Origin of the sequence: Microbacterium sp. 16-032, from assembly GCF_041079455.1 — a bacterium.
In the GTDB taxonomy this organism is placed as follows: domain Bacteria; phylum Actinomycetota; class Actinomycetes; order Actinomycetales; family Microbacteriaceae; genus Microbacterium; species Microbacterium testaceum_A.
The window spans coordinates 1-25168 of the sequence record NZ_JBFYGQ010000004.1 but is presented as its reverse complement, the minus strand read 5'-3'; the positions used below and the strand labels follow the sequence as shown (position 1 = coordinate 25168).

Annotated in this window: 27 protein-coding genes; 14 read left to right on the top strand and 13 right to left on the bottom strand. The window is 72.3% G+C overall.

The window, feature by feature from the left end:
* Positions 1-28: 28 nt before the first annotated feature.
* The gene (locus AB6V31_RS08790) at positions 29-649 is read right to left on the bottom strand and encodes a response regulator transcription factor (RefSeq protein WP_074695602.1); all 621 of its coding nucleotides are present in this window, start codon (positions 647-649) and stop codon (positions 29-31) included.
* Positions 646-1809 (bottom strand): sensor histidine kinase, encoded by a 1164-nt coding sequence (locus AB6V31_RS08785; RefSeq protein WP_268104560.1) that lies wholly within the window; start codon positions 1807-1809, stop codon positions 646-648. The genes AB6V31_RS08790 and AB6V31_RS08785 overlap by 4 nt, the downstream gene beginning before the upstream one ends.
* A gap of 146 nt (positions 1810-1955) precedes the next feature.
* Here AB6V31_RS08785 and AB6V31_RS08780 point away from each other — a divergent pair, with 146 nt between their 5' ends.
* Together AB6V31_RS08780 and AB6V31_RS08775 are read left to right on the top strand one after the other, a co-directional pair.
* Complete coding sequence (locus tag AB6V31_RS08780) at positions 1956-3017, top strand: ABC transporter permease (RefSeq protein ID WP_056230215.1); 1062 nt, start codon at positions 1956-1958, stop codon at positions 3015-3017.
* A complete protein-coding gene (locus AB6V31_RS08775) occupies positions 3014-3709 on the top strand; it encodes an ABC transporter ATP-binding protein (protein WP_369365125.1) in 696 nt (231 codons plus the stop codon). Before AB6V31_RS08780 ends, AB6V31_RS08775 begins: the two co-directional genes overlap by 4 nt.
* Here the strand turns inward: AB6V31_RS08775 and AB6V31_RS08770 are convergent.
* Entirely contained in the window at positions 3690-4052 is a 363-nt protein-coding gene (locus AB6V31_RS08770) for a hypothetical protein (protein ID WP_056230221.1), read from the bottom strand. The genes AB6V31_RS08775 and AB6V31_RS08770 overlap by 20 nt on opposite strands.
* Before the next feature lie 230 nt (positions 4053-4282).
* Here AB6V31_RS08770 and AB6V31_RS08765 point away from each other — a divergent pair, with 230 nt between their 5' ends.
* Together AB6V31_RS08765 and AB6V31_RS08760 are read left to right on the top strand one after the other, a co-directional pair.
* A complete protein-coding gene (locus AB6V31_RS08765; RefSeq protein ID WP_056230224.1) occupies positions 4283-4564 on the top strand; it encodes a metal-sensitive transcriptional regulator in 282 nt (93 codons plus the stop codon).
* Between the two features lie 9 nt (positions 4565-4573).
* Entirely contained in the window at positions 4574-4915 is a 342-nt protein-coding gene (locus AB6V31_RS08760; RefSeq protein ID WP_369365123.1) for a heavy-metal-associated domain-containing protein, read from the top strand.
* Between the two features lie 41 nt (positions 4916-4956).
* On the opposite strand, the gene AB6V31_RS08755 is transcribed toward AB6V31_RS08760, so the two are convergent.
* Positions 4957-5250, bottom strand: coding sequence for a hypothetical protein (locus AB6V31_RS08755; protein ID WP_369365122.1), 294 nt, complete (start codon positions 5248-5250; stop codon positions 4957-4959).
* 100 nt (positions 5251-5350) lie between these two features.
* Entirely contained in the window at positions 5351-5896 is a 546-nt protein-coding gene (locus tag AB6V31_RS08750) for a PadR family transcriptional regulator (protein WP_369365120.1), read from the bottom strand.
* A gap of 131 nt (positions 5897-6027) precedes the next feature.
* Between AB6V31_RS08750 and AB6V31_RS08745 the strand changes: the two genes are divergently transcribed.
* The 4 genes from AB6V31_RS08745 to cydC are packed head-to-tail and all read left to right on the top strand — an operon-like array spanning position 6028 to position 11907.
* A complete protein-coding gene (locus tag AB6V31_RS08745) occupies positions 6028-7467 on the top strand; it encodes a cytochrome ubiquinol oxidase subunit I (RefSeq protein ID WP_369365118.1) in 1440 nt (479 codons plus the stop codon).
* A 9-nt stretch (positions 7468-7476) separates the two neighbouring features.
* Positions 7477-8508, top strand: a complete 1032-nt coding sequence (gene cydB, locus AB6V31_RS08740) for a cytochrome d ubiquinol oxidase subunit II (RefSeq protein WP_056230237.1) — start codon at positions 7477-7479, stop codon at positions 8506-8508.
* A 7-nt stretch (positions 8509-8515) separates the two neighbouring features.
* Positions 8516-10225: a thiol reductant ABC exporter subunit CydD gene (gene cydD / locus AB6V31_RS08735; RefSeq protein ID WP_369365115.1), complete on the top strand. Its 1710-nt coding sequence runs from the start codon at positions 8516-8518 to the stop codon at positions 10223-10225.
* Entirely contained in the window at positions 10222-11907 is a 1686-nt protein-coding gene (cydC, locus tag AB6V31_RS08730; RefSeq protein ID WP_369365113.1) for a thiol reductant ABC exporter subunit CydC, read from the top strand. The genes cydD and cydC overlap by 4 nt, the downstream gene beginning before the upstream one ends.
* Before the next feature lies 1 nt (position 11908).
* Here cydC and AB6V31_RS08725 read toward each other — a convergent pair whose 3' ends face one another.
* From AB6V31_RS08725 to AB6V31_RS08710, 4 genes are all read right to left on the bottom strand, one after another.
* The gene (locus tag AB6V31_RS08725; protein ID WP_369365111.1) at positions 11909-12952 is read right to left on the bottom strand and encodes a sulfate/molybdate ABC transporter ATP-binding protein; all 1044 of its coding nucleotides are present in this window, start codon (positions 12950-12952) and stop codon (positions 11909-11911) included.
* Positions 12949-13728, bottom strand: a complete 780-nt coding sequence (gene modB / locus AB6V31_RS08720) for a molybdate ABC transporter permease subunit (protein WP_056230243.1) — start codon at positions 13726-13728, stop codon at positions 12949-12951. The genes AB6V31_RS08725 and modB overlap by 4 nt, the downstream gene beginning before the upstream one ends.
* Entirely contained in the window at positions 13725-14483 is a 759-nt protein-coding gene (gene modA / locus AB6V31_RS08715) for a molybdate ABC transporter substrate-binding protein (RefSeq protein WP_369365108.1), read from the bottom strand. The genes modB and modA overlap by 4 nt, the downstream gene beginning before the upstream one ends.
* Positions 14484-14682: 199 nt before the next feature.
* Positions 14683-15078, bottom strand: coding sequence for a molybdopterin-binding protein (locus tag AB6V31_RS08710; RefSeq protein WP_074695585.1), 396 nt, complete (start codon positions 15076-15078; stop codon positions 14683-14685).
* A gap of 74 nt (positions 15079-15152) precedes the next feature.
* On the opposite strand from AB6V31_RS08710, the gene moaA reads away from it, so the two are divergent.
* The 5 genes from moaA to AB6V31_RS08685 are packed head-to-tail and all read left to right on the top strand — an operon-like array spanning position 15153 to position 19060.
* Complete coding sequence (gene moaA / locus AB6V31_RS08705) at positions 15153-16334, top strand: GTP 3',8-cyclase MoaA (RefSeq protein WP_369365106.1); 1182 nt, start codon at positions 15153-15155, stop codon at positions 16332-16334.
* Positions 16331-17113, top strand: a complete 783-nt coding sequence (locus AB6V31_RS08700; RefSeq protein WP_369365104.1) for a ThiF family adenylyltransferase — start codon at positions 16331-16333, stop codon at positions 17111-17113. Before moaA ends, AB6V31_RS08700 begins: the two co-directional genes overlap by 4 nt.
* A gap of 14 nt (positions 17114-17127) precedes the next feature.
* A complete protein-coding gene (glp, locus tag AB6V31_RS08695) occupies positions 17128-18351 on the top strand; it encodes a gephyrin-like molybdotransferase Glp (RefSeq protein WP_369365102.1) in 1224 nt (407 codons plus the stop codon).
* Positions 18348-18827, top strand: a complete 480-nt coding sequence (gene moaC, locus AB6V31_RS08690; protein WP_074695577.1) for a cyclic pyranopterin monophosphate synthase MoaC — start codon at positions 18348-18350, stop codon at positions 18825-18827. Before glp ends, moaC begins: the two co-directional genes overlap by 4 nt.
* Positions 18824-19060, top strand: a complete 237-nt coding sequence (locus AB6V31_RS08685; RefSeq protein WP_056230272.1) for a MoaD/ThiS family protein — start codon at positions 18824-18826, stop codon at positions 19058-19060. The genes moaC and AB6V31_RS08685 overlap by 4 nt, the downstream gene beginning before the upstream one ends.
* A gap of 35 nt (positions 19061-19095) precedes the next feature.
* Here AB6V31_RS08685 and AB6V31_RS08680 read toward each other — a convergent pair whose 3' ends face one another.
* From AB6V31_RS08680 to AB6V31_RS08670, 3 genes are read right to left on the bottom strand one after another with little or no spacing between them, the layout of a single operon-like run.
* Positions 19096-19524 (bottom strand): molybdenum cofactor biosynthesis protein MoaE, encoded by a 429-nt coding sequence (locus AB6V31_RS08680; protein WP_268104579.1) that lies wholly within the window; start codon positions 19522-19524, stop codon positions 19096-19098.
* Positions 19521-20003, bottom strand: a complete 483-nt coding sequence (locus AB6V31_RS08675) for a molybdenum cofactor biosynthesis protein B (RefSeq protein WP_268104580.1) — start codon at positions 20001-20003, stop codon at positions 19521-19523. The genes AB6V31_RS08680 and AB6V31_RS08675 overlap by 4 nt, the downstream gene beginning before the upstream one ends.
* Before the next feature lie 58 nt (positions 20004-20061).
* Entirely contained in the window at positions 20062-21675 is a 1614-nt protein-coding gene (locus AB6V31_RS08670; RefSeq protein ID WP_056230282.1) for an SDR family oxidoreductase, read from the bottom strand.
* Positions 21676-21806: 131 nt separating this feature from the next.
* Between AB6V31_RS08670 and AB6V31_RS08665 the strand changes: the two genes are divergently transcribed.
* Positions 21807-23288 carry an MFS transporter gene (locus tag AB6V31_RS08665; protein ID WP_268104581.1) on the top strand — a complete coding sequence of 494 codons (1482 nt, stop codon included), beginning with the start codon at positions 21807-21809 and terminating at the stop codon, positions 23286-23288.
* Positions 23289-23357: 69 nt separating this feature from the next.
* Here the strand turns inward: AB6V31_RS08665 and AB6V31_RS08660 are convergent, their stop codons facing one another.
* The gene (locus AB6V31_RS08660) at positions 23358-24956 is read right to left on the bottom strand and encodes a helicase HerA-like domain-containing protein (RefSeq protein WP_369365705.1); all 1599 of its coding nucleotides are present in this window, start codon (positions 24954-24956) and stop codon (positions 23358-23360) included.
* Between the last annotated feature and the right edge of the window lie 212 nt (positions 24957-25168).

The following is a 25168-nucleotide window of genomic DNA, read 5'->3' as shown; positions in this document are numbered from 1 at the left end:
CGTAAGGCCCGCGCACCCGCGTGGAGGATCAGCGCAGGATGCCGAGGGCTCGAGCCGCCGAGACGGCGGCGGTGCGAGAAGAGACGCCGAGTTTCGAGAACACGTGCGCGAGGTGCGACTTCACCGTCGCGTCGGTGATGTGCAGGCGCGCGGCCACCTCGGCGTTCGAGGCGCCTCGCGCGACGAGACGCACCACCTCGATCTCGCGCACCGACAGGGTCACCCGCGGCTCGCGCAGACGGGCGAGGAGGCGCCCCGCGATCGCCGGGGCCAGAGCGCTCTGCCCGGCCGCAGCGGCACGGACGCCGGCGAGGAGCTCGTGTGGCGGGGCGTCCTTGAGCAGGTACCCGCTGGCTCCCGCCTCGACGGCGCCGAGGATGTCGCCGTCGGTGTCGTAGTTCGTCAGCACGAGCACGTACGGTGGCGCGGCGAGCGCGCGCACCCGTCGGGTGGCCTCGGCTCCCGCCGCCCGTTCGCCGAACTGCAGGTCCATCAGCACGAGCTCCGGCGCGAGCGACGCGGCGAGGGCGACGGCCTCGTCGGGGGTGGCCGCTTCGCCCACCACCTCGATGTCGGCTTCGGCATCGAGCAGGGCGCGCACACCCGCCCGCACCACCGGGTGGTCGTCGGCGATCACGACGCGGATCATGCCGCCCCTCCCGGAAGGACGACGGTGATGGTCGATCCCGCGTCGGGCGCGCTGTCCACGTCGAGCACGCCGTCGAGCTGATCGACGCGCTCGCGCATGGCGCGCAGCCCGAAGGAGTCCGTTCCGAATGCCGCCTGCTCGGCGCCGCTCGCGTCGAACCCGATGCCGTCGTCGGTCACGGTCAACCGCGCACCCCCCGCCTGCGGGACGAGTCGGATGCGCACGCTCCGCGCCCGCGCGTGCTGGGCGACATTCGCGAGGGCCCCCTGGGCGATGCGGAGCAGAGCGGTCTGCGCGTCCATGGGCAGCGAGACCGCGGCATCCACTTCCACCTCCACGTCGACGCCCTCGCGGGCGCCCCACCCGGCGGCGAGACGCTCGAGGGCCGAGCCCAGGCCGCGATCGAGGCTCGGCGGAGCGAGCTCGCGGATGAACCGACGCGTCTCGGCGAGACCGTCGGCGGCCGTCTGGCGCGCGAGGCGCACGTGCGCGATCCCGGGGCCGTCGGCGTCGGCCCGCTCCGCCGCGTGCAACAGCATCTGGATGCTCGACAGCCCCTGGGCGACGGTGTCGTGCAGTTCGCGGGCGAGTCGCGCGCGTTCGGCGAGCGTCCCCTGCTCGCGCTCGGCGGCGGCGAGCCGACCGCGCGTGGCGATCAGTTCGGACATGAGCGCCTCGCGCTCCGCGGCCCGCCTCTCCAGAGCCCCGTAGCCCAGGCCGATCAACAGCGCCACCCCCGCCCCGACGACCGGACCGACGACCCCGCCGACGGTGAGCCCCCCGTGCACGGCGAAAGCGGCGATCGTGAGGGCCGTGGTGCCGACGACGGCGAGCGGTCCGGCCGCCCCCGGCAGGACGTGCAGGTACAGGAAGAACAGGGGGAACACGAGGTACGCCGCTTCGGGCACGAGCCACACCAGCGCCGCCCACACCACCGTGAGCGCCACCACCCACACGACGCTGCGCCGCGAGCGCCCCGAACGCGCGACCCAGAGCCCCGCGAGGTACACGACCCCCAGCACGCCGGCGAGCACGAGGGCGAGCAGCGATCCGTTCGTCAGCAGGACGCGCGCGACGACGAGGGCGAGCAGGCCCCCGAAGAGGGCGTGCAGGCCCACGCGCAGCCCCGTGAAGACGGGGGCGAGGGGTCGATGGCTCATGTCACGCTCCAGGCTACGGATGCCAGGACCCCGGCGGATCATCCGAAAGGTGGAGAGAGAGTTCGCCCACCCCGCCGATGCCCGCGAGCCTTCCCCTGGCGAGGCTGGGACGGTGCCGGCGAGAGTCGTCGGCGGAAGGAGGCGACGTGTACGTCGCATGGCGCGATCTGCGGTTCGCCCGCGGGCGATTCGCCCTCATCGGGGCGGTCGTCGCCCTCATCACCCTGCTCGTCGGCTTCCTCTCGGGGCTGACGGGCGGCCTCGCCGCTCAGAACGTCTCGGGCGTGCTCGCCCTCCCCGGGGACCGGCTGGTGCTGCACCCGGTCGACGGCGCGAGCGCGACCTTCGCGGACTCGACCATCGAGGCCGACACCGTCGCCGCCTGGCGCGCGGCGCCCGGAGTCGACACGGTCACCCCCGTCGGCATCACGCAGACGCGGGCCGAGGGTCCCGGCGCCTCGACCGCTGTCGCCCTCTTCGGGCTCGACGCGGGTACGGCCTTCGCCGCCCCGCGCCGCGACGACGAGGTCGACCTGTCGGCGGGCGCCGCGAAGGCGCTCGGGGCGGCGGTCGGCGACGACGTGTCGATCGCGGGCTCGTCGTACCGCGTGGCCGCGATCGGAGGTGACGAGTGGTACAGCCACACGCCCGTCGTCGCGCTCAGCACGGCGGCCTGGACGACCCTCGCCCAGCGTCTGGGTGGGACGGGGCAGCCGACGGTGCTCGCCGTCACCGGCTCCCCCGCGTGGGATTCCGTGGCCGCCGACACCGGCACTACGGCATCCACTCCTCTGGCGAGTCTCACGGCGCTGTCGACGTTCCGGTCCGAGATCGGTTCGCTCGCGCTGATGATCGCGATGCTCTTCGGCGTCTCGGCCCTCGTGGTCGGAGCCTTCTTCACCGTGTGGACGATGCAGCGCTCGGCCGACATCGCCGTCCTCAAGGCCCTCGGGGCGAGCACCCCCGCCCTCGTTCGCGACGCCCTCGGCCAGGCGTCGGTGGTCCTCATCCTCGGGGTCGGTGTCGGGATCGGTCTGACCGCCCTGCTCGGGGCCGTCGCCGGCGGCACCCTGCCCTTCGTCCTGAGTCCGCTGACGACCCTCGCGCCCGCGGCGGTCATGATCGCGCTCGGCCTTCTCGGCGCGGCCGTCTCTCTGCGCACCGTCACCTCGTCCGACCCTCTCACCGCCCTCGGGAGCACCCGATGATCCTTCTCGACGACGTCACCCTCACCTACCCCGACGGAGACGCCCGCGTCACCGCGGTCGACCGCGTCACGCTGGAGGGACGACCGGGGATCGTCACCGGCATCACCGGTCCCTCGGGATCGGGCAAGTCCAGCCTGTTGGCCCTCGCCGCCACCCTCATCCGTCCCGACTCCGGGCGGGTGATCGTCGCGGGAACGGATGCCACCCGGCTCAGCGCCTCGGGAGCGACGGCGCTGCGACGCGATCGCATCGGGATCGTGTTCCAGCAGCCCCAGCTGCTTCCCGCCCTCACCGCCCGTGAGCAGGTGCGGGTGATGGCGGAGCTCGGGGGCTCCGGTCGGCGCGAGCGACGCTCTCTCGTGCGCGCGCGGGTCGACGAGCTGCTGGAGGCGGTCGGGCTCGGCGCCGTGGCGGACCGTCGTCCCGCACATCTGTCAGGTGGTCAGCGCCAGCGCGTGGCGATCGCCCGCGCCCTCGCGCACGAGCCGCGGGTGCTGCTGGTGGACGAGCCGACGAGCGCCCTCGACAGCGCCCGGGGCACCGAGATTATGGCGTTGCTGTCGCGGTTGACGCGCGAGCGCGAGACGGCGACCCTTCTGGTGACGCACGATCTGGTGCACGCCGATGCCCTCGACGAGATGGTCGAGGTCGTCGACGGGCGGGCGGCCCTCGTCACCAGCCGTACGCGTTGAACCACTCGCGACGGCGATCGGCCTCGGAGCGCGATTCGTCGCCACGCCACGAATCGTGTGGCTCCAGAAGGCCCTCGCCGTCGCGGCTCACGAACGCCCAGCAGACGGGGCACAGCGCGCGCCCGCCGGGGAACCCGTCGTCGAGGACCGGGGCGGGTTCTGCGGGGGTCCCGGCCGCGGCGCACTCCGGCGGGTCCGCCTGCAGGTCGTTCCACAGCAGGCGTCCGCCGGTGCGGTGGTGAAGGCCGCGGTGGCCGTCCTCACGGGTGCAGATCTCGCCGTTTCTTCGGCTGAGGCACAGCCTCCGGGCGGCGCCCGGAAGCGCTGCCAGTGTTCGCGTCATCCTTCGATTCTCGCCGCTGCGAGCGCAGCGGGGGCAGGTGCGGGATGCGCACGGGGCGATGGGGGCCGGTGGGGAAGGGATCGGCGGTCATCGCTGACCACCACCGGTGCGACGAGAGAACATGTCGACCTCCTGATGGTTCGACCATCCGCCCGCGAGCCGAGGATTCCGAGGGGGTTGACAGGACCGGGGACGGTGCTAGGCATACCCCACGGGGGTATCATCGGGGCATGCACGGATACGAGGGCCACAAGGACGACCTCCTCAAGCGCCTGCGACGGGCCGAGGGCCAGGTGCGCGGCATCGCGCGCATGGTCGACGACGACCAGTACTGCATCGACATCCTCACCCAGGTCTCGGCGGTGACGAAGGCGCTCGAGAACGTCGCCCTCTCCCTGCTCGACGATCACCTGTCCCACTGCGTCGCCGAAGCCGCCGCGCAGGGCGGCCCCGTCGCGGAAGAGAAGCTCAAAGAAGCCAACCAGGCCATCGCCCGGCTGGTCCGCTCGTAAGGAGAACCCATGACCGAACAGCGCATCGACCTCGGCCTCACCTCACCCCGCTCCTCCGGCGGCGGCTGCGGCGACGGATGCGGGTGCGGCCACGGGGCCGCGGCATCCCCCGCCTCCCCCTCCCGCGCGGACGCGGGGGCGTCGACGGTCCTCCGCGTCGAGGGGATGACCTGCGACCACTGCGTGCGCGCGGTGACCGAAGAGCTCAACGCCCTCGACGGCGTGGAGGTCGTCGACATCGACCTGCGCGCGGACGACGCGTCGCTCGTGCGCATCACCTCGACGGGCCCGGCCGACGAGACCGCCCTGAGCGCCGCGATCGACGAAGCGGGCTACACGCTGGTCCGCTGACCGAGGACGCACCGACGACCGGCGTCACCACGCAGGCGGGCTCAGAGGACGCGACGCACCAGGGCGTCGACCGCCGCGTGGAAGGTCATGTGCTGCGACACCTCGACGGCGCGGTCGTAGCGCGGGCCGCCGAGCGCCACGAAGACGGCACCGACGACCTCGACGTACCCGACGATGCACCCCTCGCGGGCAACCTCGTACAGGTCGAGGTCGATGCGCGTCCACGGGATCTCGGTGAGAGCGGGCGGGGCCGCGAGCGGTGTCGCCCCGGCTTTCGCCGCCGCGCGGGCAGCCTTCGACGATCCCGGTCGACTGAGGGGTGCTTCCATGACCATGCGAGAACTCCTTGGGTCGTACCGGGGTGTTCTCACAGTGCGCTGTCGCCCCCTGATCCGCGCCGCCCTTGACGGAATCGCGAAACGGCGATACGCCCGGTCAGACGGCGTTGCGCGCGGGCCGCCCGCGGCGCGGACGATCCTCGGACAGGTCGAAGGACTCCGCTCCGGCGGCGAGCTGCTCGACCTCGTCGAGCCAGCGCAGGTCCGCCTCGAGCCTCTCGCGGCGCGCTGCGCGCACGATCGCTGAGGGCACGGCATCCGGCAGCTCCTCGTCGACCTCGGCGAGCGCCGCGCGGGTCGCGTCGCGTTGCACCGACAGGATGCCGGGGACGTCGGCCCCGGGGAGCGTCACCGCCAGCGCGAGCTTGAGGGCGACGTCGTCGCGCCCCTCGACCAGTGAGGCACCGGACAACCAGGCTCGCGCCTCGGCGCGGCCGTCGTCCGTGAGATCCCAGAGCACGCGCGCCTCGTCGTCGATGCCGGCGCCCTGGACGAGGCCGTCGCGCTCGAGGCGTTCGAGGGTGGTGTACACCTGCCCGACGTTGACCCGGGCCCCCGTGCGCCGTTCGTACTCCGCGCGCAGCTGCGAGCCGTAACAGGCGCCGCGATCGAGGATCGCGAGCAGGCTCAGACGAACGGACACGACGCCTCCTGGCGGGTCTGAAATGACTTGCCGAGTATATCGTTCGACGCCGAGGGATCCCCCGACGCGCCGCGGAGCCCCGGCGTAGCATGTGGTCTGACCACACAATCCGGTTCGATCGGAGGCTCCTGATGGAGTGGCTCGACCCCCTCGCCCTCGCCCGCTGGCAGTTCGGGTTGACGACGCTTTACCACTTCCTCTTCGTGCCCCTGACCCTGGGAATGTCGCTCGCCGTGGCGATCTTCCAGACGGTCTGGTACCGCACGGGGGACGTGCGGTGGCTGCACATCACGCGCTTCTTCGGGAAGATCTTCCTGATCAACTTCGCGATGGGCGTGGTCACCGGCATCGTCCAGGAGTTCCAGTTCGGCATGAACTGGTCGGCCTACTCCCGCTTCGTCGGCGACGTCTTCGGCGCCCCGCTCGCCTTCGAGGGCCTGCTCGCCTTCTTCCTCGAGGCGACCTTCATCGGCCTGTGGATCTTCGGGTGGGACAAGCTCCCCCGCCTCGCACACCTCGCGAGCATCTGGATGGCGTCGATCGGCGCGACCCTGTCGGCGTACTTCATCATCGCCGCCAACGCCTTCATGCAGAACCCCGTCGGCTATCAGATGTCGGCGGACGGTCACCGCGCCGAGCTCGTGGACTTCTGGGCCATGCTCACTAACCCCGTCGCCCTCGCGGCCTTCCCCCACACGATCTTCGCGGGCTGGATGTTCGCGGCCATGGTCATCGTCGCGGTCTCGGCCTGGCACATGGCACGCGGGCGCAACACCGACATGATGCGCAAGACGCTCCGCTTCGGACTGTGGTCGACGGTGGTGTCGTTCGTCCTCGTCGCTATCGTCGGCGACCAGCTGAGCCTCGTGATGGTCGCGACCCAGCCGATGAAGATGGCGGCGGCCGAAGCGACCTTCAACACCGTCTGCGGGCAGGATGCCTCGTTCTCGATCTTCACGCTCGGCACGCCCGACGGAACGAGCGAGCTGTTCAGCATCCGCGTGCCGTTCTTGCTCAGCATCCTGTCGACGCACTCGCTCGACGGCTGCGTCGAGGGCATCAACGACCTCAACACCCTGTACAGCCAGCAGATGTTCCCCCAGTTCGCCGACCAGGTCGACGGCAACTTCGCCCCCGTGCTGTGGGTCACCTACTGGGCGTTCCGCTGGATGATCGCCCTCGGCGGCATCGCGGCGCTCGTCAGCGTCGTCGGCCTGTGGGTCACCCGCAAGAAGGCCACGCGCCCCGTCGCCGGCTGGATGTGGCGCGTCGCGATCTGGGCCGCTCCCCTGCCGATGCTCGCGAGCCTCGTCGGGTGGGTGTTCACCGAGATGGGCCGTCAGCCCTGGATCGTGTTCGGCCTGATGCTCACGCAGGACGGCGTCTCGCCGAGCGTGCCCGGCTGGAGCGTGCTGATCTCGCTCGTCGCCTTCACCCTCGTCTACCTCACCCTCGCGATCGTCGAGTTCGGTCTCATCGTGAAGTTCGCGCAGAAGGGCCCCGAGCCGCTGCCCGACCCCGATGCCGAACACGACGACTCGGTCGAGAACACCCCGACCACGGTCTACTAGGAGCCCCTCATGGACCTCGCATACCTCTGGTTCTGGATCGTCGCCTTCCTCTTCGTGGGCTACTTCGTGCTCGACGGCTTCGACTTCGGCGTCGGCATGTCGATCCCGTTCCTCGGCAAGGACGACATCGCCCGACGGCAGATCATCAACACCATCGGCCCCGTCTGGGACCTCAACGAGACCTGGGTGATTGTCGCCGGCGCCGCCCTGTTCGCGTCGTTCCCCGAGTGGTACGCGACCCTGTTCAGCGGGTTCTACCTGCCGCTGCTCGCGATCCTCATCGCCCTGATCGCCCGCGGCGTCTCGTTCGAGTACCGCCACCAGCGCGACTCGCTGAAGTGGAAGCGCGCGTTCGACCGCATGATCTTCTTCGGCTCGGCCGCCCCGGCGTTCCTGTGGGGCGTCGCCTTCGCCAACATCGTGCAGGGGGTCCCCCTCGACGCCGGCCACGAGTACGTCGGCACCGTGCTGACGCTGCTCAACCCCTACGGCATCCTGGGCGGGCTCACGACCCTCACCCTGTTCTTCGTGCACGGGGTGTACTTCGTGGCCCTCAAGACCGACGGCCAGGTGCGCGCCGACGCCCGCTCGCTCGCGAAGAAGGCGGGAGTGCTGACCATCGCGCTGGCCGCCCTGTTCCTCGGCTGGACGATCGTGAACGCCGCGAATGCGGAGGCGCCCCTGCTCCTCGGTGTCGTCGCCCTGGCCGGTGTCGCCGCCCTGACCCTCATCGGGTCGTGGATCGCGAACCTCCGTGATCGCGAAGGCACCGCCTTCACCCTCGGCGCCGTGACGATCGTCGCCGCCGTCGCAGCCCTGTTCTTCGCCCTCTTCCCGAACGTCATGCCCTCGACGCTCGCCGCGGGCTCGAGCCTCACGATCGACAACGCCTCGAGCACCGACTACACGCTCACGATCATGAGCTGGGCGGCGCTGATCTTCCTGCCGCTGATCCTGGCGTACCAGGGCTGGACGTACTGGGTGTTCCGCAAGCGCGTCACCCGCGCCCGCATCGAGAAGGCCGCGCTCGTCGCCCACTGAGACCGTCATGAAACCCGTCGACCCCCGGCTGCTCCGTTACGCCACCGCCTCCCGCGGCTTCTTCGCGGTGACCGCGGCGATCGTCCTCGCCCAGACGGGCACGATCATCGGATTCGCCTGGGCGCTCACCAGCGCCCTGGTCGGCGTGATCACGGGCCGACCGGTCGGCGAGCTGTGGGGGTTCGTCGGGGTCGCGGCATCCCTCGTCCTGCTCCGCGGGCTCCTCGGGGCGGCCTCGGAGCGCGTGTCGGCCCGGGGGGCGGCCGCGGCGTCGCTGCAGCTGCGGGCGGCCGTGATCGGCGCGGTCGGACACCTCGGCCCCGCCTGGCTCGCTCGCCGCAATGCCGCCTCGCTCGCGGTCACGGCGGGCCACGGTCTCGAGGCGCTCGACGCCTACTTCGGCCGGTACCTGCCGCAGCTGGTCGCCACCGCCCTCACGATGCCTATCCTCATCGGGGCGATCACGCTCGCCGACCCGCTGTCGGGCCTGATCGTTGTACTCACGATCCCCCTGATCCCCCTGTTCATGGTGCTGATCGGCTGGGCGACCCGCGGCGTGCAGCAGAAGCAGTACCGCACCCTCGGCCGCCTGGCCGCGCGCTTCGCCGACACCGTCGAAGGCCTCGGCACCCTCAGGGCCTTCGGTCGGCAGCATCGCGCGGCGGACTCGATCGAGACGATCACGCGCGACTACAAGCGCGAGACGATGACGGTGCTGCGCGTGTCGTTCCTGTCGGGGTTCGCGCTGGAGTTCCTGGCATCGATCTCGGTCGCGATCGTGGCGGTCACCATCGGCTTCCGCCTGCTCTCGGGCGATCTGAGCCTGCTCGTCGGTCTGTTCGTGCTGCTGCTCACCCCCGAGGCGTACCTGCCCCTGCGCCAGGTGGGCGTGCAGTTCCACGCCGCGTCCGAGGGGGTCGCGGCGACCGACGAGATCTTCGACACGCTCGACGCCGCGCGCTCCGCCCGAGAGGAGCGGGGCCCGGATGCCATGACCTCGACGCTCGGATCGACGGTGACGCTCGAGCGGGTCCGGGTGCACCGCGAGGGACACGCGCTGCCCCGCGTATCGCTGTCGGTAGGGCCCGGAAGGGTGGTGCTCGTGACCGGCCCGAGCGGCGTCGGGAAGTCGTCGCTGATCGCCGCTCTCCTCGGGTACGCCGCGCACGACGGCCAGGTGCGCGTCGACGGCGTCGCCGTCCCGCACGCCCGCGACGCGGTCGCCTGGGCGGGCCAGCGGCCGGGGCTGGTGTCGGGCACGGTCGCCGAGAACGTGTCGCTCGGGTCCCCCCTCGACTCCGGCCGCATCTCCGCCGCCCTGGCCGACGCGGGCGCATCCGACATCGACCCCGGGATCGTGCTCGGTGCGGGAGGAGCGGGCCTCTCGGGCGGCCAGGCGCAACGCGTCGCCGTCGCGCGGGCCCTGTACCGCGCGCGAATCGGCGCGGTGCCGGTGCTCGTGCTCGACGAGCCGTCGAGCGCCCTGGATGCCGACACCGAGGCCCACCTGTGGAAGACCCTCCGCCGCGAGGCCGACGCCGGCCGCGGCGTGCTCCTCGTCTCGCACCGCCGCTCCGCCCGCGCGATCGCCGACGAGGTGGTCGAGCTCACGCCCCCGTCCCTTTTGCGTGAGGGGTCGGAATCTGTCGCTTCAACGGGGTCCCAGGCGACAGATTCTGACCCCTCGCGCGCACGCGGACGGCAGGTGCGGTCGTGAACGCGCGTGTCCGCGGCATCCTGCGCTCGGCGATGCCCTCGCGGCGACGCTTCGCGCCCGCGGTGCTGTCGGGTTTCGGCACCGCGGCGAGCTCGATCGCGCTGCTCGCGGCGAGCGCGTGGCTCATCGCGCGGGCCGCCGAACAGCCCCTCGTGATGTACCTGTCGATGGCGGTGGTCGGGGTACGCGCGTTCGCCCTGTCGCGGGGAGTGTTCCGCTACCTCGAGCGCCTCACCGGACACGACGCGGCCCTGGAACAGCTCGCGGGAGTTCGCGCCGATCTCGTGCGCGACCTCGTCCCCCACGCTCCCGACGGACTCGCGCGCTCGCGGCGCGGGGGGCTGCTCTCGAGCGTCGTCGACGACGTCGACGAACTGCAGAACCTCCCCCTGCGCGTGGTACTCCCCCTCGCGGTCGCCGTCCTCACCTCGCTCGCCGCCGTGGTGTTCACCGCGATCGTCTCGTGGCCCGCGGCCGTCGTGCTGTTCGTCTGCCTGGCGGTCGCGTTCGCCCTCGCGGTCGTCGTGGGCGGGGCCGCCGGTGCCCGCGCCGAGCGCTCCATCGCCCCCCTCCGCGCCGCCGTCGCCGACGCGGTGCACGACCTGCTCGCGAACCTCGACGTGCTGACGGCATACGGAGCGCTGGATGCCGCGACCGAGCGCGTCCGCCGTGCCGATGCCGCTCTGCGCCGAGCCGTCGTCCGACGCGGCGGGGCGCAGGGGCTCACCTCGGGAGCCGTCTCGGTGCTCGCCGGGGTCGCCTCGCTCGCCGCCCTGCTCGTCGCCGCCCCGTCGCTCGCCGGTGGATCCCTGTCGGGCCCGGAGCTCGCCGTCGTCGTGCTGGTGCCGATGGCCGTGTTCGAGGTGTTCGGGCCGGTGCCCCTCGCCCTGGCCTCCTGGCGCCAGGTGCGCTCCGCGGCGGAACGTATCGCCGACGCCGTGCCCGAAGCCGTCCCCGACGGACTCCCCCGCGACGAGCACGCCGCAACCGGTGCGGCGCCGATCCTCGGCGCGGGCCTCGAACTGACCGGCGTCCGCGCGCACTGGCCGGCACGCGACGACCTCGACGCCGACGCCGGCCGCCTCGACGACATCGCCCTGCGCCTGGGGCCGGGCGAGCGCGTCCTCGTCACGGGTCCGAGCGGAGCGGGCAAGACCACGCTGGCGCACGTGCTCACGCGCTTCCTCGACTACGAGGGCTCGTACCGGGTCGGCGGCATCGAAGCCCGCGACATCTCGGGCGACGATCTGCGCCGCACCGTCGGGATCATCGAGCAGTCGCCGTACCTGTTCGACGAGTCCGTGCGCCAGAACCTCCTCTTCGCGCGCGAGGGCGCCACCGACGACGAACTGTGGACGGTGCTTGAGCGCGTCGGCCTCGATCTCTGGGTCCGCGAGCGCGGCGGCCTCGACGCCCGAGTCGGCGACCGGGGTGGGCTGGTGTCCGGCGGGCAGGCTCAGCGTCTCGCGCTCGCGCGGGCGGTGCTGCGCGACTTCCCGGTGCTCGTGCTCGACGAGCCCACCGCGGGCGTCGATCCCGCGGCATCCGACGCTCTGCTCGTCGACCTGCTCGGTGCGATCGGACGGGACCGGGCCGTCGTGCTGGTCTCGCACGTCGAGGTGCCGGAGGGGCTGGTCGACCGCGAGGTGCGGCTCGAGAACGGGCGCGTGGCGGCGGCCTGAGTCAGCGTGACGCGACGAAGCGGACGCGCTCCGGCGGCACGCTCCACAGCACCGTGTCGCCGGGCCGGATGGATGCCGCCTCGATCGGCGCCACCTCGGCGGAACCCTCGTCGGTGACGACGCGCACGCCTGTCGGCGTGGGCTCCACGGAGACCACGCGGACCGGAGTCCCCTCTCCGAGTCGCGCGTCGGTCGCACGGTAGACCGCCGCGAGAGCGGCACCGTCGGTCGCGGCGAGCGCACGAGACGCCGGATCCGCCGACGCGAGCCGGAGCGCGCCCCGCACGAACGCCCCGCCGCGGGCCTCGCCGACGAGCCGCTCCAGACCGGCGATCCGCGCCGCGACGTCGGTGAGCGGTGCCGATAGCACCTCGCGAACGGGCCCCTCCTGCGTCACCCGCCCGCGCTCCACGATCACGAGGCGGTCGGCCAGGGCAGCCGCATCGATCGCGTCGTGGGTGACGGCGACGGTCGTCACGCCCGCGAGCCGCTCCCGCAGCATCGCGCGGATCTCCGAGGCCGTGACCGCATCGAGCGCGACGAGGGGTTCGTCGAGCAGGACGACCCGCGGCTCGGCCGCCAGAGCCCGGGCAACCGCGACGCGTTGCTGCTCCCCGCCCGACAACTGTGCGGGGCGCCGATCGCCCGTGCCCGGCAATCCGACGCGGACCAGCCACTCCTCGGCGGCGTCGCGGGCGACGGATGCCGTTACCCCGGCCGCCCGCGGACCGAAGGCGACGTTCTCGCGCACGGTGAGGTGCGGAAAGAGGCGCGCCTCCTGCCCGAGCAGCACGATCCCCCGGTGCATCGGGGCGGTCCGCGTGCGCGGCGGGCGGTCGAGGGCCCGCCCGTCGACCGAGATCTCCCCCTCGTCGAGCGGCGTGAGCCCGGCGAGCGCGCCGAGCAGCGTCGACTTCCCCGCGCCGCTCCGGCCCATCACGGCGACGGTCTCGCCCGGGGCGACGTCGAGCGTGGCGTCAACGACGAAGTCACGGCGGCGCACGCGGATGCGGGCGCGGAGCTCAGCGGCATCCGGAATCGTCATCTGCCCACCCCCGGTCGCCACCCGCGCACGAGCAGCAGCACGGCGACGGCGGTGATCAGCAGCAGCAGCGACAGAGCGACCGCGGTGCCCTGGGACACTCCCGCTCCGTTGAACGCGGTGTAGATCGCCAGCGGCATCGTCTGCGTGACACCGGGGCGGTTGCCCGCGAACAGCGCGGTCGCCCCGAACTCCCCGATCGCTCGAGCGAAGCACAGCACCACTCCGGCGACGATGCCGGGAGCGGCCAACGGCAGGGTGACGCGCCGGAGGATCGTCGCGCGCGACGCCCCGAGCGAGGCGGCGGCGCGTTCGAATTCGACCCCTGTGCTGCGCAGCGCCCCCTCGACCGCGAGGACGAGGAACGGAAGGGCGACGAACACCTGAGCCAGCACGACAGCGGTGGTGGTGAACGGCAGGGCGAGGAAGCCGAACCAGCCGTTGCGCCCGAACAGATACAGCAGGGCGACGCCGCCGACCATCGGGGGCAGCACGAGCGGCACGGTGACGACCGCGCGCAGCAGAGCCGCCGTCCGCGCGGGACTGCGGGCGATGAGAAGGGCGAGAGGGATGCCGACCACCGCGCACACCGCGGTGGCCGCGGCCCCCGTTCCCAGCGACAACGCCAGGGCCGAGAGGGCGGCCTCCGACGTCACGTCGCTCCAGAGCGTCGCCCACTCCACCCGCGCGATGAGGGCGGTGAGCGGAACCAGCAGGAACAGCAGGCCGAGCACCGCCGGCACGATCAGCCAGCGGGGGATGTATCCCGCCGCTCTCACGGCGCGCGGAAGCCCGCGTCGGCGAGCACGCGTTGCCCGTCCTGCCCGAGCACGAACGCCACGAATGCGGCCGCGGCCTCGGGGTTCGGGGCACCGGTCAGGGCGGCGATCGGGTAGCGGTTGACGACGGCGTCGGCACCGGCCGGCACGATCGTCTCGACGTCGTCGCGACCGTTGACGTCGGTGGCGTAGACGAGACCCGCGTCGGCCTCGGAGGCGGCGACCTTGGTGAGCACGGCGGTGACGTTCTGCTCGGAGCTGGCGGGCGTGACGGCGACTCCGGCGTTCGACAGGAGGGTCTGCGACGCCGCGCCGCACGGGACCTCGGGGGCGCACAGCACCGTCGTGACCCGGGCCAGGTCCGCGAGGGTGGCCACGGCGCCGGGATTACCCTTCGGCACGGCGATCACGAGGGTGTTGCCGGCAAACAGCTGGGGGTCGGGTGCCTGCTCCTTCACCTTCGCCATGTTCTTCTCATCGGCCGAGGCGAACACGTCGGCCGGCGCGCCCTCGCCGATCTGCGTCGCGAGGGTGCTCGATCCGTCGTACACCGCGCTCACCGTGACCCCGGGATGGGCGGCCTCGAACGCGGCGGCGATCTCGTCGAACGACCGCTGCAGCGAGGCGGCGGCGTACACCTCCACCGTTCCCGAGAGGGAGTCCTCGGATGCGGCGGGCGCGGGTGCGGAGCTCGCGCACCCGGCGAGCAGGGCCGCCGCGGCGGCGACGACGGCAAGACGGAGGGGGCGGCTCATGACGTTCCTTTCGGCGCGCCGGCGGCTCGCTGACCTCCCATTGTTCCGCATCTGCGGAGTTGCCGGGCGATTTCGTCCGCTCAGGCCCGCGAGACGGCATCTCGCCGACGAATCGGTTGCCGCCGGACGCAGAGTCGTCAGCGAGATACGGTCTCGACGGGCAAAGCCCCGCCCGGCGCTCGCCCGACGATCCGGGGTCTCAGCCGCGCGGGGCCTCGACGGTGACGACCGTCGCCTTCACCGAGGCCACTGCGAGCGAGCCCGGCTCGAGCGCGAGCTCTTCGGCGGCCTCGGCCGACATCAGCGACACCACCCGGTGGGGCCCGCACTGCAGGTCGACCTGGGCCATGACCCCGTCGATCTGCACGCGGGTGACGATCCCCACGAAGCGGTTGCGGGCGCTCGAGGCGATCGCGGTCGGGTCGTCGGGCTCGGCCGCGAGCGCCACCGCCCGCGCGGCCAGCGCCGCCCCGGGGATCTCCGTCGGCGACGCCCCGGTCGTCGGCAGCGCACCCTGGTCGATCCACCGGCGCACGGTGTCGTCGCTGACTCCGAGCAGACGCGCAGCCTGCGCGATCCGGAAGGTGTTCGGCATCCCCCGACCGTACCCCTCCTGTGAGACGCGGGCCCGTCGCCCTCCCCCTCCCCGCGCTGACCTAGGCTCGACCCATGGATGCCAAGCACGCGAGCCCGACGCGACGGCCGGTGGCCGTGGCCCTCGGTGCGACCGTGACGTCGTCCGGCGCGACGGCCCTCCCGGCGACCGGCGCCCCCTCGCCCTCGACGGCACCCGGCGCCACCGCCCTGGCCTCGACCGGAGCCCCGCAGTCCGGCGGACTGCTCGACCGCTTCGGCCGCGTCGCGACCGACCTACGCGTCTCGGTCATCGACAAGTGCAACCTGCGTTGCACGTACTGCATGCCGGCCGACGGGATGCCCTGGCTCCCGCAGACGCAGTTGATGTCGACCGACGAGATCCGCCGCATCGTCCGCGTCGCCGTGCAGTCCCTCGGTGCGGAGGAGCTGCGGATCACCGGCGGCGAGCCCCTCGTGCGCAAAGACCTCGAGTTCATCATCGCCGGCATCCGCGAGGACAACCCCGACCTGCCCATCTCGATGACCACGAACGCCGTGGGTCTCGATCGCCGCGCCCAGGCGCTGAAGGACGCGGGCCTCACCCGCCTCAACGTCTCGCTCGACACCCTGCACCCCGAGACTTTCGCCGAGCTCACCCGCCGCCCGCACCTCGACAAGGTGCTCGCGGGCCTCCAGGCCGCGCGCGCCGCGGGCCTCGGGCCCATCAAGATCAACGCGGTCCTGCTGCGCGGCATCAACGACACCGAGATCGTCTCGCTCGTCGATTGGGCCGTGACCAACGGGTTCGAGATGCGCTTCATCGAGGACATGCCCCTCGACGGAGACCGATCGTGGATGGCGACGAACGTCATCGCCGCGCGCGACATCCGCGCCGAGATCGAGACGGCGTTCTCTCTCACCCCCGATCCACGCGGACGCGGCGCCGCCCCCGCCGAGCGGTGGGAGGTCCGCCGCCCCGGAGAGACCGCCGTCGCCGGACACATCGGCATCATCTCCTCGGTCACCGAACCCTTCTGCGCCGCCTGCACACGTACCCGGGTGACGGCCGACGGCAAGGTGCGCTCGTGCCTGTTCTCGCACGAAGAGACCGACCTTCTCTCGACCCTGCGTGCGGGAGCCGACGACGCCGGTATCGCGCAGGTCTGGCGCGAGGCCATGTGGGCGAAGCCCCGCGCCCACGGCTCCGACCGCGTAGGGCTCGCGCGCCCCGACTTCGTGCAGCCCGAGCGCACGATGAGCGCGATCGGCGGATGAAGCCGCTCGTCGAACCGGTGGCGTCGCTCGCCCCCGAAGAACTCATCCGCACCGCTCGTCACGCCGTGCTCGCCGCGATCGGCGAGGAGGGCCAGCGCCGCCTGGCCGCAGCGCGCATCGCGCTCGTCGGAGCCGGCGGCCTCGGCTCGCCCGTGCTGCTCGCGCTGGCCGCGGCCGGGGTCGGCGAGCTCGTCGTCATCGACGACGACACCGTCGAGCGCACCAACCTGCAGCGCCAGCTCGCGCACCGCATCACCGACATCGGCACCGCCAAGACGGCATCCGCCGCTCGTGCCGTGCGCGACCTGTCGCCCCTCACCGTCGTCCATGAACGAACGGTACGACTGACCTCCGACAATGCTGCCGAGCTCTTCGCGGGCGCACACCTCGTGATCGACGGGAGCGACACCTTCGACACGCGAGAGGCCGTCGCCGCCGCGACCGAGGATCTCGGCATCCCCCTCGTCTGGGGAGCCGTGCAGGAGTGGGCCGCCCAGGTGACCGTGTTCTGGTCGACTCCGCCCGAGGGGCACGCGCCCGTCGTGCTCGGCGACCTCTTCCCCACCGGTTCCGCCGGAGAGCCGCCCACGTGCGCCCAGGTCGGCGTGCTCGGATCGCTGTGCGTGCAGGTCGGGGGGATGCTGGCTACCGAGGCGATCAAGCTCGTCACCGGCGCGGGAGAGCCTGTGCTCGGCCGGCTCGTCGTGATCGACGCCCTGCGCGCCCGTCACGACGTGATCCCACTCTCGCCCGCCGCCCGCCCCGCCGTTTCGTCCTGACCCCGGAGGCCCCGATGACCCCGCTGCTCACCGTCGAGGACCACCGCGCCCGCGTGCTCGACGCCGTCACGCTCCTGCCCGTCGAGACCGTGCGCCTCGCCGATGCGGCCGCCCGCACGCTCGCCGCCCCCGTGCGCACTGCTCACGACCTGCCCGGCTTCGACAACTCCTCGATGGACGGCTTCGCGGTTCACGTCGCCGACGTCGAGGGGGCGGATGCCGAGAACCCGGTGCCCCTGCGCGTCGTCGCCGATCTGCCGGCCGGGTCGTCCGACGACCCGTCGTTCGGTGCCGGCGAGGCGGTGCGCATCATGACGGGTGCGCCCGTGCCCACCGACGCCGACGCGATCGTGCCGTTCGAAGACACCGCAGGAGGCCTCGCCGATTCGCTGGGCACCGTCGAGGTGCGGCGCGCGCCCGCGGCATCCGGAGCCTTCATCCGCCGCCGCGGCGGCGACACCCGCGCAGGCGAGGTCGTCCTGTCGGCCGGGGAGCGCCTGGGACCGTTCGCGCTGGCCGCGGCCGCCGCGGCAGGCGTCGCCGAGCTCGAGGTACACCGCCGCCCGCGGGTCGCCGTCGTGTCGACCGGCAGCGAACTGGTCGTCCCCGGGGTCGTCCCAGGGCGCGGTCAGACCCCCGACTCCAACTCGACGCTGCTGGCGGCCCTCGTCGCGGAGACGGGCGCGGAGGTCACGGTGACGTCGAGCCTGCAGGACGACGCGAACGCCATCCACGCCCTGCTCGATCACGCGGCCGACGTCGACGTCATCGTCTTCAGCGGGGGCGTGAGCGCCGGGGCCTACGAGCCCGTGCGCCAGGCTCTCGAGGGGCGCATCGCGTTCGAGAAGGTCGCGATGCAGCCCGGCAAGCCCCAGGCCTTCGGCGCGCTCGATGACGGCCGCCTCGTCTTCGGCCTGCCCGGCAACCCCGTGAGCGTCGCGGTGTCGTTCGAGGTGTTCGTGCGCCCCGCCCTCCTCGCCCTGCAGGGCCGCACCGTGATCGACCGGCGGATCGCCCGGCTCACGGCATCCGAGACCTGGACCACCCCGCCCGGCCGTCGCCAGTACCTCCCGGCGGCGATCGACCTCGTCGCCGGCACCGTGCGCCCCGCCACGGCGGGCGGATCGGGCTCGCACCTCGCCGCCTCCCTCGCGCGCGCCGAGGCCTTCGCGATCGTCCCCGCCGAGGTGTCCACCGTGTCGGTGGGCGACCCGCTCGATGTCATGCTGATTCCATGACCTTCACCCACCTGGATGCCGCGGGCCACGCCCGCATGGTCGACGTCACCCTCAAGCAGCCCACCGTCCGCACCGCCTCGGCGCGCGGCTTCGTGCGCTGCGCCCCCGAGGTGGTCGCCGCCCTCCGCGATGGCACGGCCCCCAAGGGCGACGTGCTCGCGGTGGCCCGGATCGCCGGCATCCAGGCCGCGAAGTCCACTCCCGCCCTCCTCCCGCTCGCGCACGTGATCGGGGTGCACCGCGCCTCGGTCGACCTCGAGATCACCGACGAGGGCGTCGAGATCGAAGCCACCGTCGGCACCGCCGACCGCACGGGCGTTGAGATGGAGGCCCTCACGAGCGTCTCGGTCGCGGCGCTGGCGATCGTCGACATGGTGAAGGGCATGGACAAGGGCACGGTCATCGAGAACGTGCGCATCGTGTCGAAGACCGGCGGCAAGTCGGGCGACTGGGTGCGTCCCGGAGAAGACGCATGAGCGTGCGCGTACGCTACTTCGCCGCCGCGGCGGAGGCGGCAGGAACGGATGCCGAGGACCGGGCCGAACCGTCTCTGACGGCGCTGCGCGCAGCCGTCGTCGCCGACCACCCGGCTCTGGGCGAGATCCTGGATCGCTGCGCCGTGCTCGTCGACGGCACGCGCCACGACGACGATGCCCCACTCGCGGGGGTCACGCACGTCGACGTGCTCCCGCCCTTCGCCGGGGGCTGAGCACTGTCGGACCCCGGCTGCGTGGCCCGCGGCTCTTAGCCGCCCAGGCCCTTCCACTCCGTCGTGCCGTCGGCCTCGACCTGGCGCTTCCAGACGGGTAGGTCGGTCTTGATCGTCTCGATCACCGTGCGGCACACCTCGAACGCCTCGGCGCGGTGACCGGATGCCACGGCGATCACGACCGCCGCCTCGCCCACGCCCAGCCGGCCCACGCGGTGGCTGACCGCGACGATCGCGTCGGTGCCGGCGGCCGCACTTTCGGCGATGCGGTGCAGGGTCTGCTCGGCATCGGGGTGCGCGCTGTACTCGAGCGCCACGACGGCGCCCGAAGCGTCAGGGTCGATGTCGCGCACGCGCCCGACGAAGGTGGTGACCGCTCCCGACGACGAGTCCTCGACGGCGTCGAGGTGGGCGTCGAGGTCGAGGGGCGTCTCGGACAGGCGGGCGATGCGGACGGCGCTCATGAGTGGTCTCCTCCGGCGAGCTGGTCGAGCACGTGGGGCGCGAGCTCGGCGATGACGGCGATCCCGGATGCCACGGCACGGGTCGACCCCGGAAGGTTGACGATCAGGGTGCCCGGGTCGACGATGCCCGCGAGGCCGCGCGAGATGACGGCCATCGGCGTGTCCGCGAGCCCGCGGCGCCGCAGCTCTTCGGCGATGCCGGGGATCTCGCGGTCGAGCACGCGTGCCGTTCCCTCGGGCGTGCGGTCGGTGGGGGCGATGCCCGTGCCGCCGGTCGTGACGATGAGCCCCGTCCCCTCCGCGATCAACGCACGCAGGGCGGTCGCGACACTGTCGGCCCCGTCGGCGACCACGACCGCGTCGGCGCAGTCGAATCCCGCCTCGCGCAGCAACGACACGGCCAAGGGTCCCCCGCGGTCTTCACGGAGGCCCGCTGCCGAGCGATCGGACACGGTCAGGACGCGAGCGTGATGGGGCACGCGGCTCAGCCTACGGGCGCGATCGATGGCGTGGGCCCGGTCTCGGGACGCGATCGGCCTAGGCCGAGGGAGCCGCGGTCGTCTCGACCTCGGCGATCTCGGGGGCGATGCGTCCGGCCTTCGCCTTCGGGGCGAGGTCGTCGCGCTGCACGTGTTCGGCGGCGGCGGTGATGCGCCGGGCCATGCCGCTGAAGATCAGCCCGTGGAAGGGCAGCACCGACAACCAGTAGAGCCGCCCGGCGAGCCCGGTCGGGAAGAAGAGGGCCCGCTGGTCGAACCGCGCACCGTCGCCCTCGGGCGTGGCCCGCAGCTCGAGCCACGCGCCTCCCGGCACCTTCATCTCGGCGCGCAGGCGCAGCAGGTGCCCCGGTTCGATCGCCTCGACGCGCCAGAAGTCCAGGGCGTCGCCCACGGTGACCACCGACCGGCTGCGACGGCCACGGGCGAGGCCCACCCCGCCGACCAGACGGTCCATCCAGCCGCGGATCGCCCAGAGCAGCGGCGAGGAATACCAGCCGTTCTCTCCGCCGATCCCCTCGATCACCGACCACAGTTGGGCGGCGCTCGCTTTCGTCGTCATGGTGCGGATGTCGGTGTAGACGAGTCGACCCGCCCACTCGGGGTCGCTGGGCAGCGGATCGCTCGGGGCGCCCGACACCTCGGCGTCTTGCCAGCTGGTCTCGATCGCGTCGTCGTTCACGCGCCCCAGCGCTCGGCGCACGGCCTCGCGGTACGGCATGAGCCCGCCCTCGGGGCGGGGCACGAGGTCGTCGATGGCGCGGTCTTTGACCACGCAGTCGTTCTGCAGGGACTCCACGAGCGGCCGCGCGATGGACTTGGGGATCGGGGTGACCAGGTTGACCCAGTGCGAGGCGAGGCGGGGCGTGAGCACCGGCAGCGAGGCGATCGCGCGCTGGGGCAATCCGGCCTCCATCGCGTAGCCGTTCATCATCTGGCCGTAGCGCAGCACGTCGGGCCCGCCGATGTCGACCGCCCGGTTGACGTTGGGGGCCACGCGCGCCGCGCCGAGCAGGTAGTGCAGCACGTCGCGCACGGCGATCGGCTGGATGTGGTTGCGCACCCACTTGGGTGCGGGCATGTACGGCAGCACGTCGGTGAGGTGGCGCACCATCTCGAAGGACGCCGAGCCCGACCCGATGACGACGCCCGCCTGCAGCACGAGGGTCGGCACACCGCTGTGCAGGAGGATCTGTCCCACTTCGACGCGCGATCGCAGGTGCGCCGAGAGCGTGGCGTCATCGGGGTGCAGGCCCCCGAGGTACACGATGCGAGAGACGGATGCCGCGGACGCCGCGTCGGCGACGGTCTGGGCGGCCACGCGGTCGGTGGCCTCGAAGTCGCGGGCGCTGCCCATGGAGTGGATGAGGTAGTAGAGCACGTCGACGCCCTCGACCGCCGCACGGACGGCCTCGGCGTCAGTCGCATCCCCCGCGGCGGTCTCGACCTCGTCGCCCCAGGGGAAGGCCTCGACCCGTCGCGGATCGCGGGCGAGCACGCGCACCCGGTAGCCCGCCGACAGCAGGCGGGGAACGAGCCTGCCGCCCAGATAGCCGGTGGCGCCGAGCACCAGAGCCCTCGGAGCCGTCCCGTCGGAGCGGGGCTGGGCGACGAGCGCGGGTTCGCGGCCGGTGGGGGCGGAGAGCTCGGTCATGCCCGACACCGTACGCCGGACGTCCGACATCGCCGGGGGCTTGACGACCGCCCGAGACGCCTTGTTAGCACGACCGCCCCGCGCATGCCCCGGACTGGAAACGAAACGCGGATCGGGGTAACGCTAGAAGGATGAACGAGAAATCCCCCTCGGCATCCGAAGCCCCCCGGCTCGAAGTCGACGACGTCATCGTCGTCGACAAGAAGCGCGTGCGCACCGCCATCGGCGGCACCGTCGTCGGCAACTTCATGGAATGGTTCGACTTCGGCATCTACGGCTACCTCGCCGTCACGCTCACCGCCGTCTTCGCCTCCGACCTGCCCGACCCGTGGGGCCTGCTCGTCACGCTGCTCGGCTTCGCGATCTCCTTCCTCGTCCGCCCCTTCGGCGGTTTCGTCCTCGGCCCCCTCGGCGACCGGATCGGTCGGCAGAAGGTGCTCTTCCTCACGATGGCGATGATGGCCTCGGCCACCGCGCTCATCGGCATCCTGCCCACCTCGGCGCAGATCGGGCTCTGGGCGATCGTCCCCCTCTACCTGCTGAAGATGGTCCAGGGCTTCTCCACCGGTGGGGAGTACGCCGGAGCGACCACCTACGTGTCGGAGTTCTCCCCCGACAAGCGGCGCGGCTTCTGGTCGTCGTGGCTCGACGTGGGCTCCTACGTCGGGTTCGCCGCCGGTGCCGGAGCGGTGGCCATCACCACGGCCATCGTCACGAACGTCTCGGGCCCCGACGCGATGACCGAGTACGGATGGCGCATCCCGTTCCTGCTCGCCATCCCCCTCGGCATCGTCGCGATCTGGTTCCGCCTGAAAATCCCCGAGACCCCCTCCTTCGAGCAGACGCACGCGGCCGAGGCCGAGAACGAGATCGATAAGGACGACCCGATGTCCCGCCAGGGCCTCGCCGGGATCGTGCGCCACCACTGGAAGTCCCTGCTCATCGCGATCGCCCTCGTCGCGGCGACCAACACCGCGGGATACGCCCTCACCAGCTACATGCCGGTCTACCTCGAGAAAGAAGTCGGCATCTCGAATGTGGGCTCGGCCGTCGCGACCATCCCCGTCCTTCTGCTGATGTCGGCCATGCTGCCGATCTTCGGCCGGCTCAGCGACCGGGTGGGCCGCAAACCCATCTACGTCGCGGCCGCCGGGTCCGCTCTGGTCCTGCTGATTCCGGCCTTTCTGATCATGCAGATCGGCGAGCTGTGGGCCGTCATGATCGCCCTGGTGCTCGCGGCGGTGCCGGTGGCCTTCTACGCGAGCATCGCGGCATCCACTCTGCCCGCGCTCTTCCCCACCGCCTCGCGCTTCGGGGCGATGGCGATCGCGTACAACGTGTCGGTGTCGTTGTTCGGCGGCACGACCCCGTTGTTCAGCCAGGCGCTGATCGACTGGACGGGCAACACGCTCATGCCGGCGTTCTACATCATGTTCTTCGCCGCGATGGGGCTGGTCGCGCTCCTGGCCATGCCCGAGACGGCCAAGCGCCCCCTGCTCGGTTCCGTGCCCACGGTTGAGACCCCGGCCGAGGCGAAGGCGCTCGTCGCCCGTCAGGACGACGATCCGCTGATCGACACGTCCACCATGCCCCTCGAGCTGAACCGGCCGTAACCGCCGACGACGAGAACGGGACGGGATGCCGGGTGATCGGCATCCCGTCCCGTTTTTGTCCTCCGGGATTCAGCGGCGTCGGCCGTTGCCGAACAGTCCGCGGATGACGCCGTTCACGATGCTCTTGGTCGCCCCGCGTCCGAGCAGACCGTCGAGGCCCGCGGTGGGGGCGCTCGTCCGGCTGCGCGGGGCGGCGGTCGACCTCAGGATGCGGTCGTACTCGCGTTGCGCCTTCTTCTGCGCCTCGGCGTTCGCCTTGTCGATCGCGGCCTTCTGCTTCGCGTACTCGGCGGCGTCGGCGGCCTCTTTCTTCGCGCGTTCAGCGGCAGCCTCGGCCTCGGCCGCCGCCTGCATGCGGGCGCCGAGGATCTCGCGCGCCGACTCACGGTCGATCGGGGTGCCGTAGGTGGAGAAGAGGGGGGATGCCGACACCGCCGCCGCCATGGCCTCGGCGGGGATGGGCGACATCGAGGCGCGCGGGGCGAAGATGCGCGTCCACGCCACGGGCGTGGGGGCTCCCCGTTCGCTCATGACCGTGATGACCGACTCGCCGGTCCCGAGCTCCTGCAGCACGCGCTCGAGGTCGTATCCCGAATCCGGGTACGTGCGGACGGACGCGCGCAGCGCGGTGGCGTCGTCGGGGGTGAACGCGCGCAGGGCGTGCTGCACGCGCGAGCCGAGCTGGGCGAGCACGTCTCCGGGCACGTCCTTGGGCGTCTGCGTGACGAAGAACACGCCCACGCCCTTCGACCGGATCAACCGCACGGTCTGCGTGATCGCCTCGAGGAACGCCTTCGACGCGTCGCGGAACAGCAGGTGCGCCTCGTCGAAGAAGAACACGAGCTTGGGCTTGTCGACGTCGCCGACCTCCGGCAGCGCCTCGTAGAGCTCCGCGAGCAGGTACATGAGGAAGGTCGAGTACAGCTCGGGCCGCGCCGCCACGTTCGGCACCTCGAGCAGGCTCACGATGCCCGCCCCCGCGGCATCCGTCCGCAGGAACACCGAGACGTCGAGTTCGGGCTCACCGAAGAAGCTGTCAGCGCCCACGGCCGCGAACGCGACCAGCTCGCGCAGGATCACACCCGCGGTCGCCGCCGACAGCCCGCCGATTCCCTTGAGCTCGGCCTTGCCCTCGTCGCTCGTGAGGTAGGTGAGCACCGCGCGCAGGTCCGAGAGGTCGACGAGCGCCAGCCCCTTCTCGTCGGCGTAATGGAAGACGAGGCCCAGGCTGGACTCCTGCGTCGCGTTCAGCCCGAGCACGCGGCTGAGCAGCAGCGGACCGAACCCCGACACGGTCGCCCGCACCGGGATCCCCGAACCGACGTCGTCGCCGAGGGCGAAGAACTCGGTCGGGAACGACCGCGCCGACCAGTCCTGACCGAGCGCGGAGGTACGCGCGAGGAGCTTCTCGCTCGAGGTGCCCTCGGCCGCGAGACCCGACAGGTCGCCCTTGATGTCGGCGGCGAACACCGGGACCCCGTTCTCGGACAGCTGCTCGGCGAGCAGTTGCAGCGTGCGTGTCTTGCCGGTGCCCGTCGCCCCGGCGACGAGCCCGTGCCGATTGGTCATCGCGAGGGGGATGCGGACGGGGACGGATGCCACCGGCCCGCCGTTCACGAGCACGCCCAGGTCGAGGGCGGCTCCGGTGGCGGCGTACCCCGCGGCGATCTTGTCGACCTGGGCGGCGGAGAGCGGGCCTTCGACGGGGGCTGCGGGGGTCGGGGCTTCGGTGGGGGCCGGGGCTTCGGTCGGGGCCGGGGCCGGGGGCTCGGCGGCGCTCACGGGTGCCGATGCGGGCGCGGCCGGGGCCGGGGCTGGGGCTGGGGCTGGGGCTGGGGCTGGGGCATCGCGCTCCTCCGGCGGCACGACCGGCGCGGGGC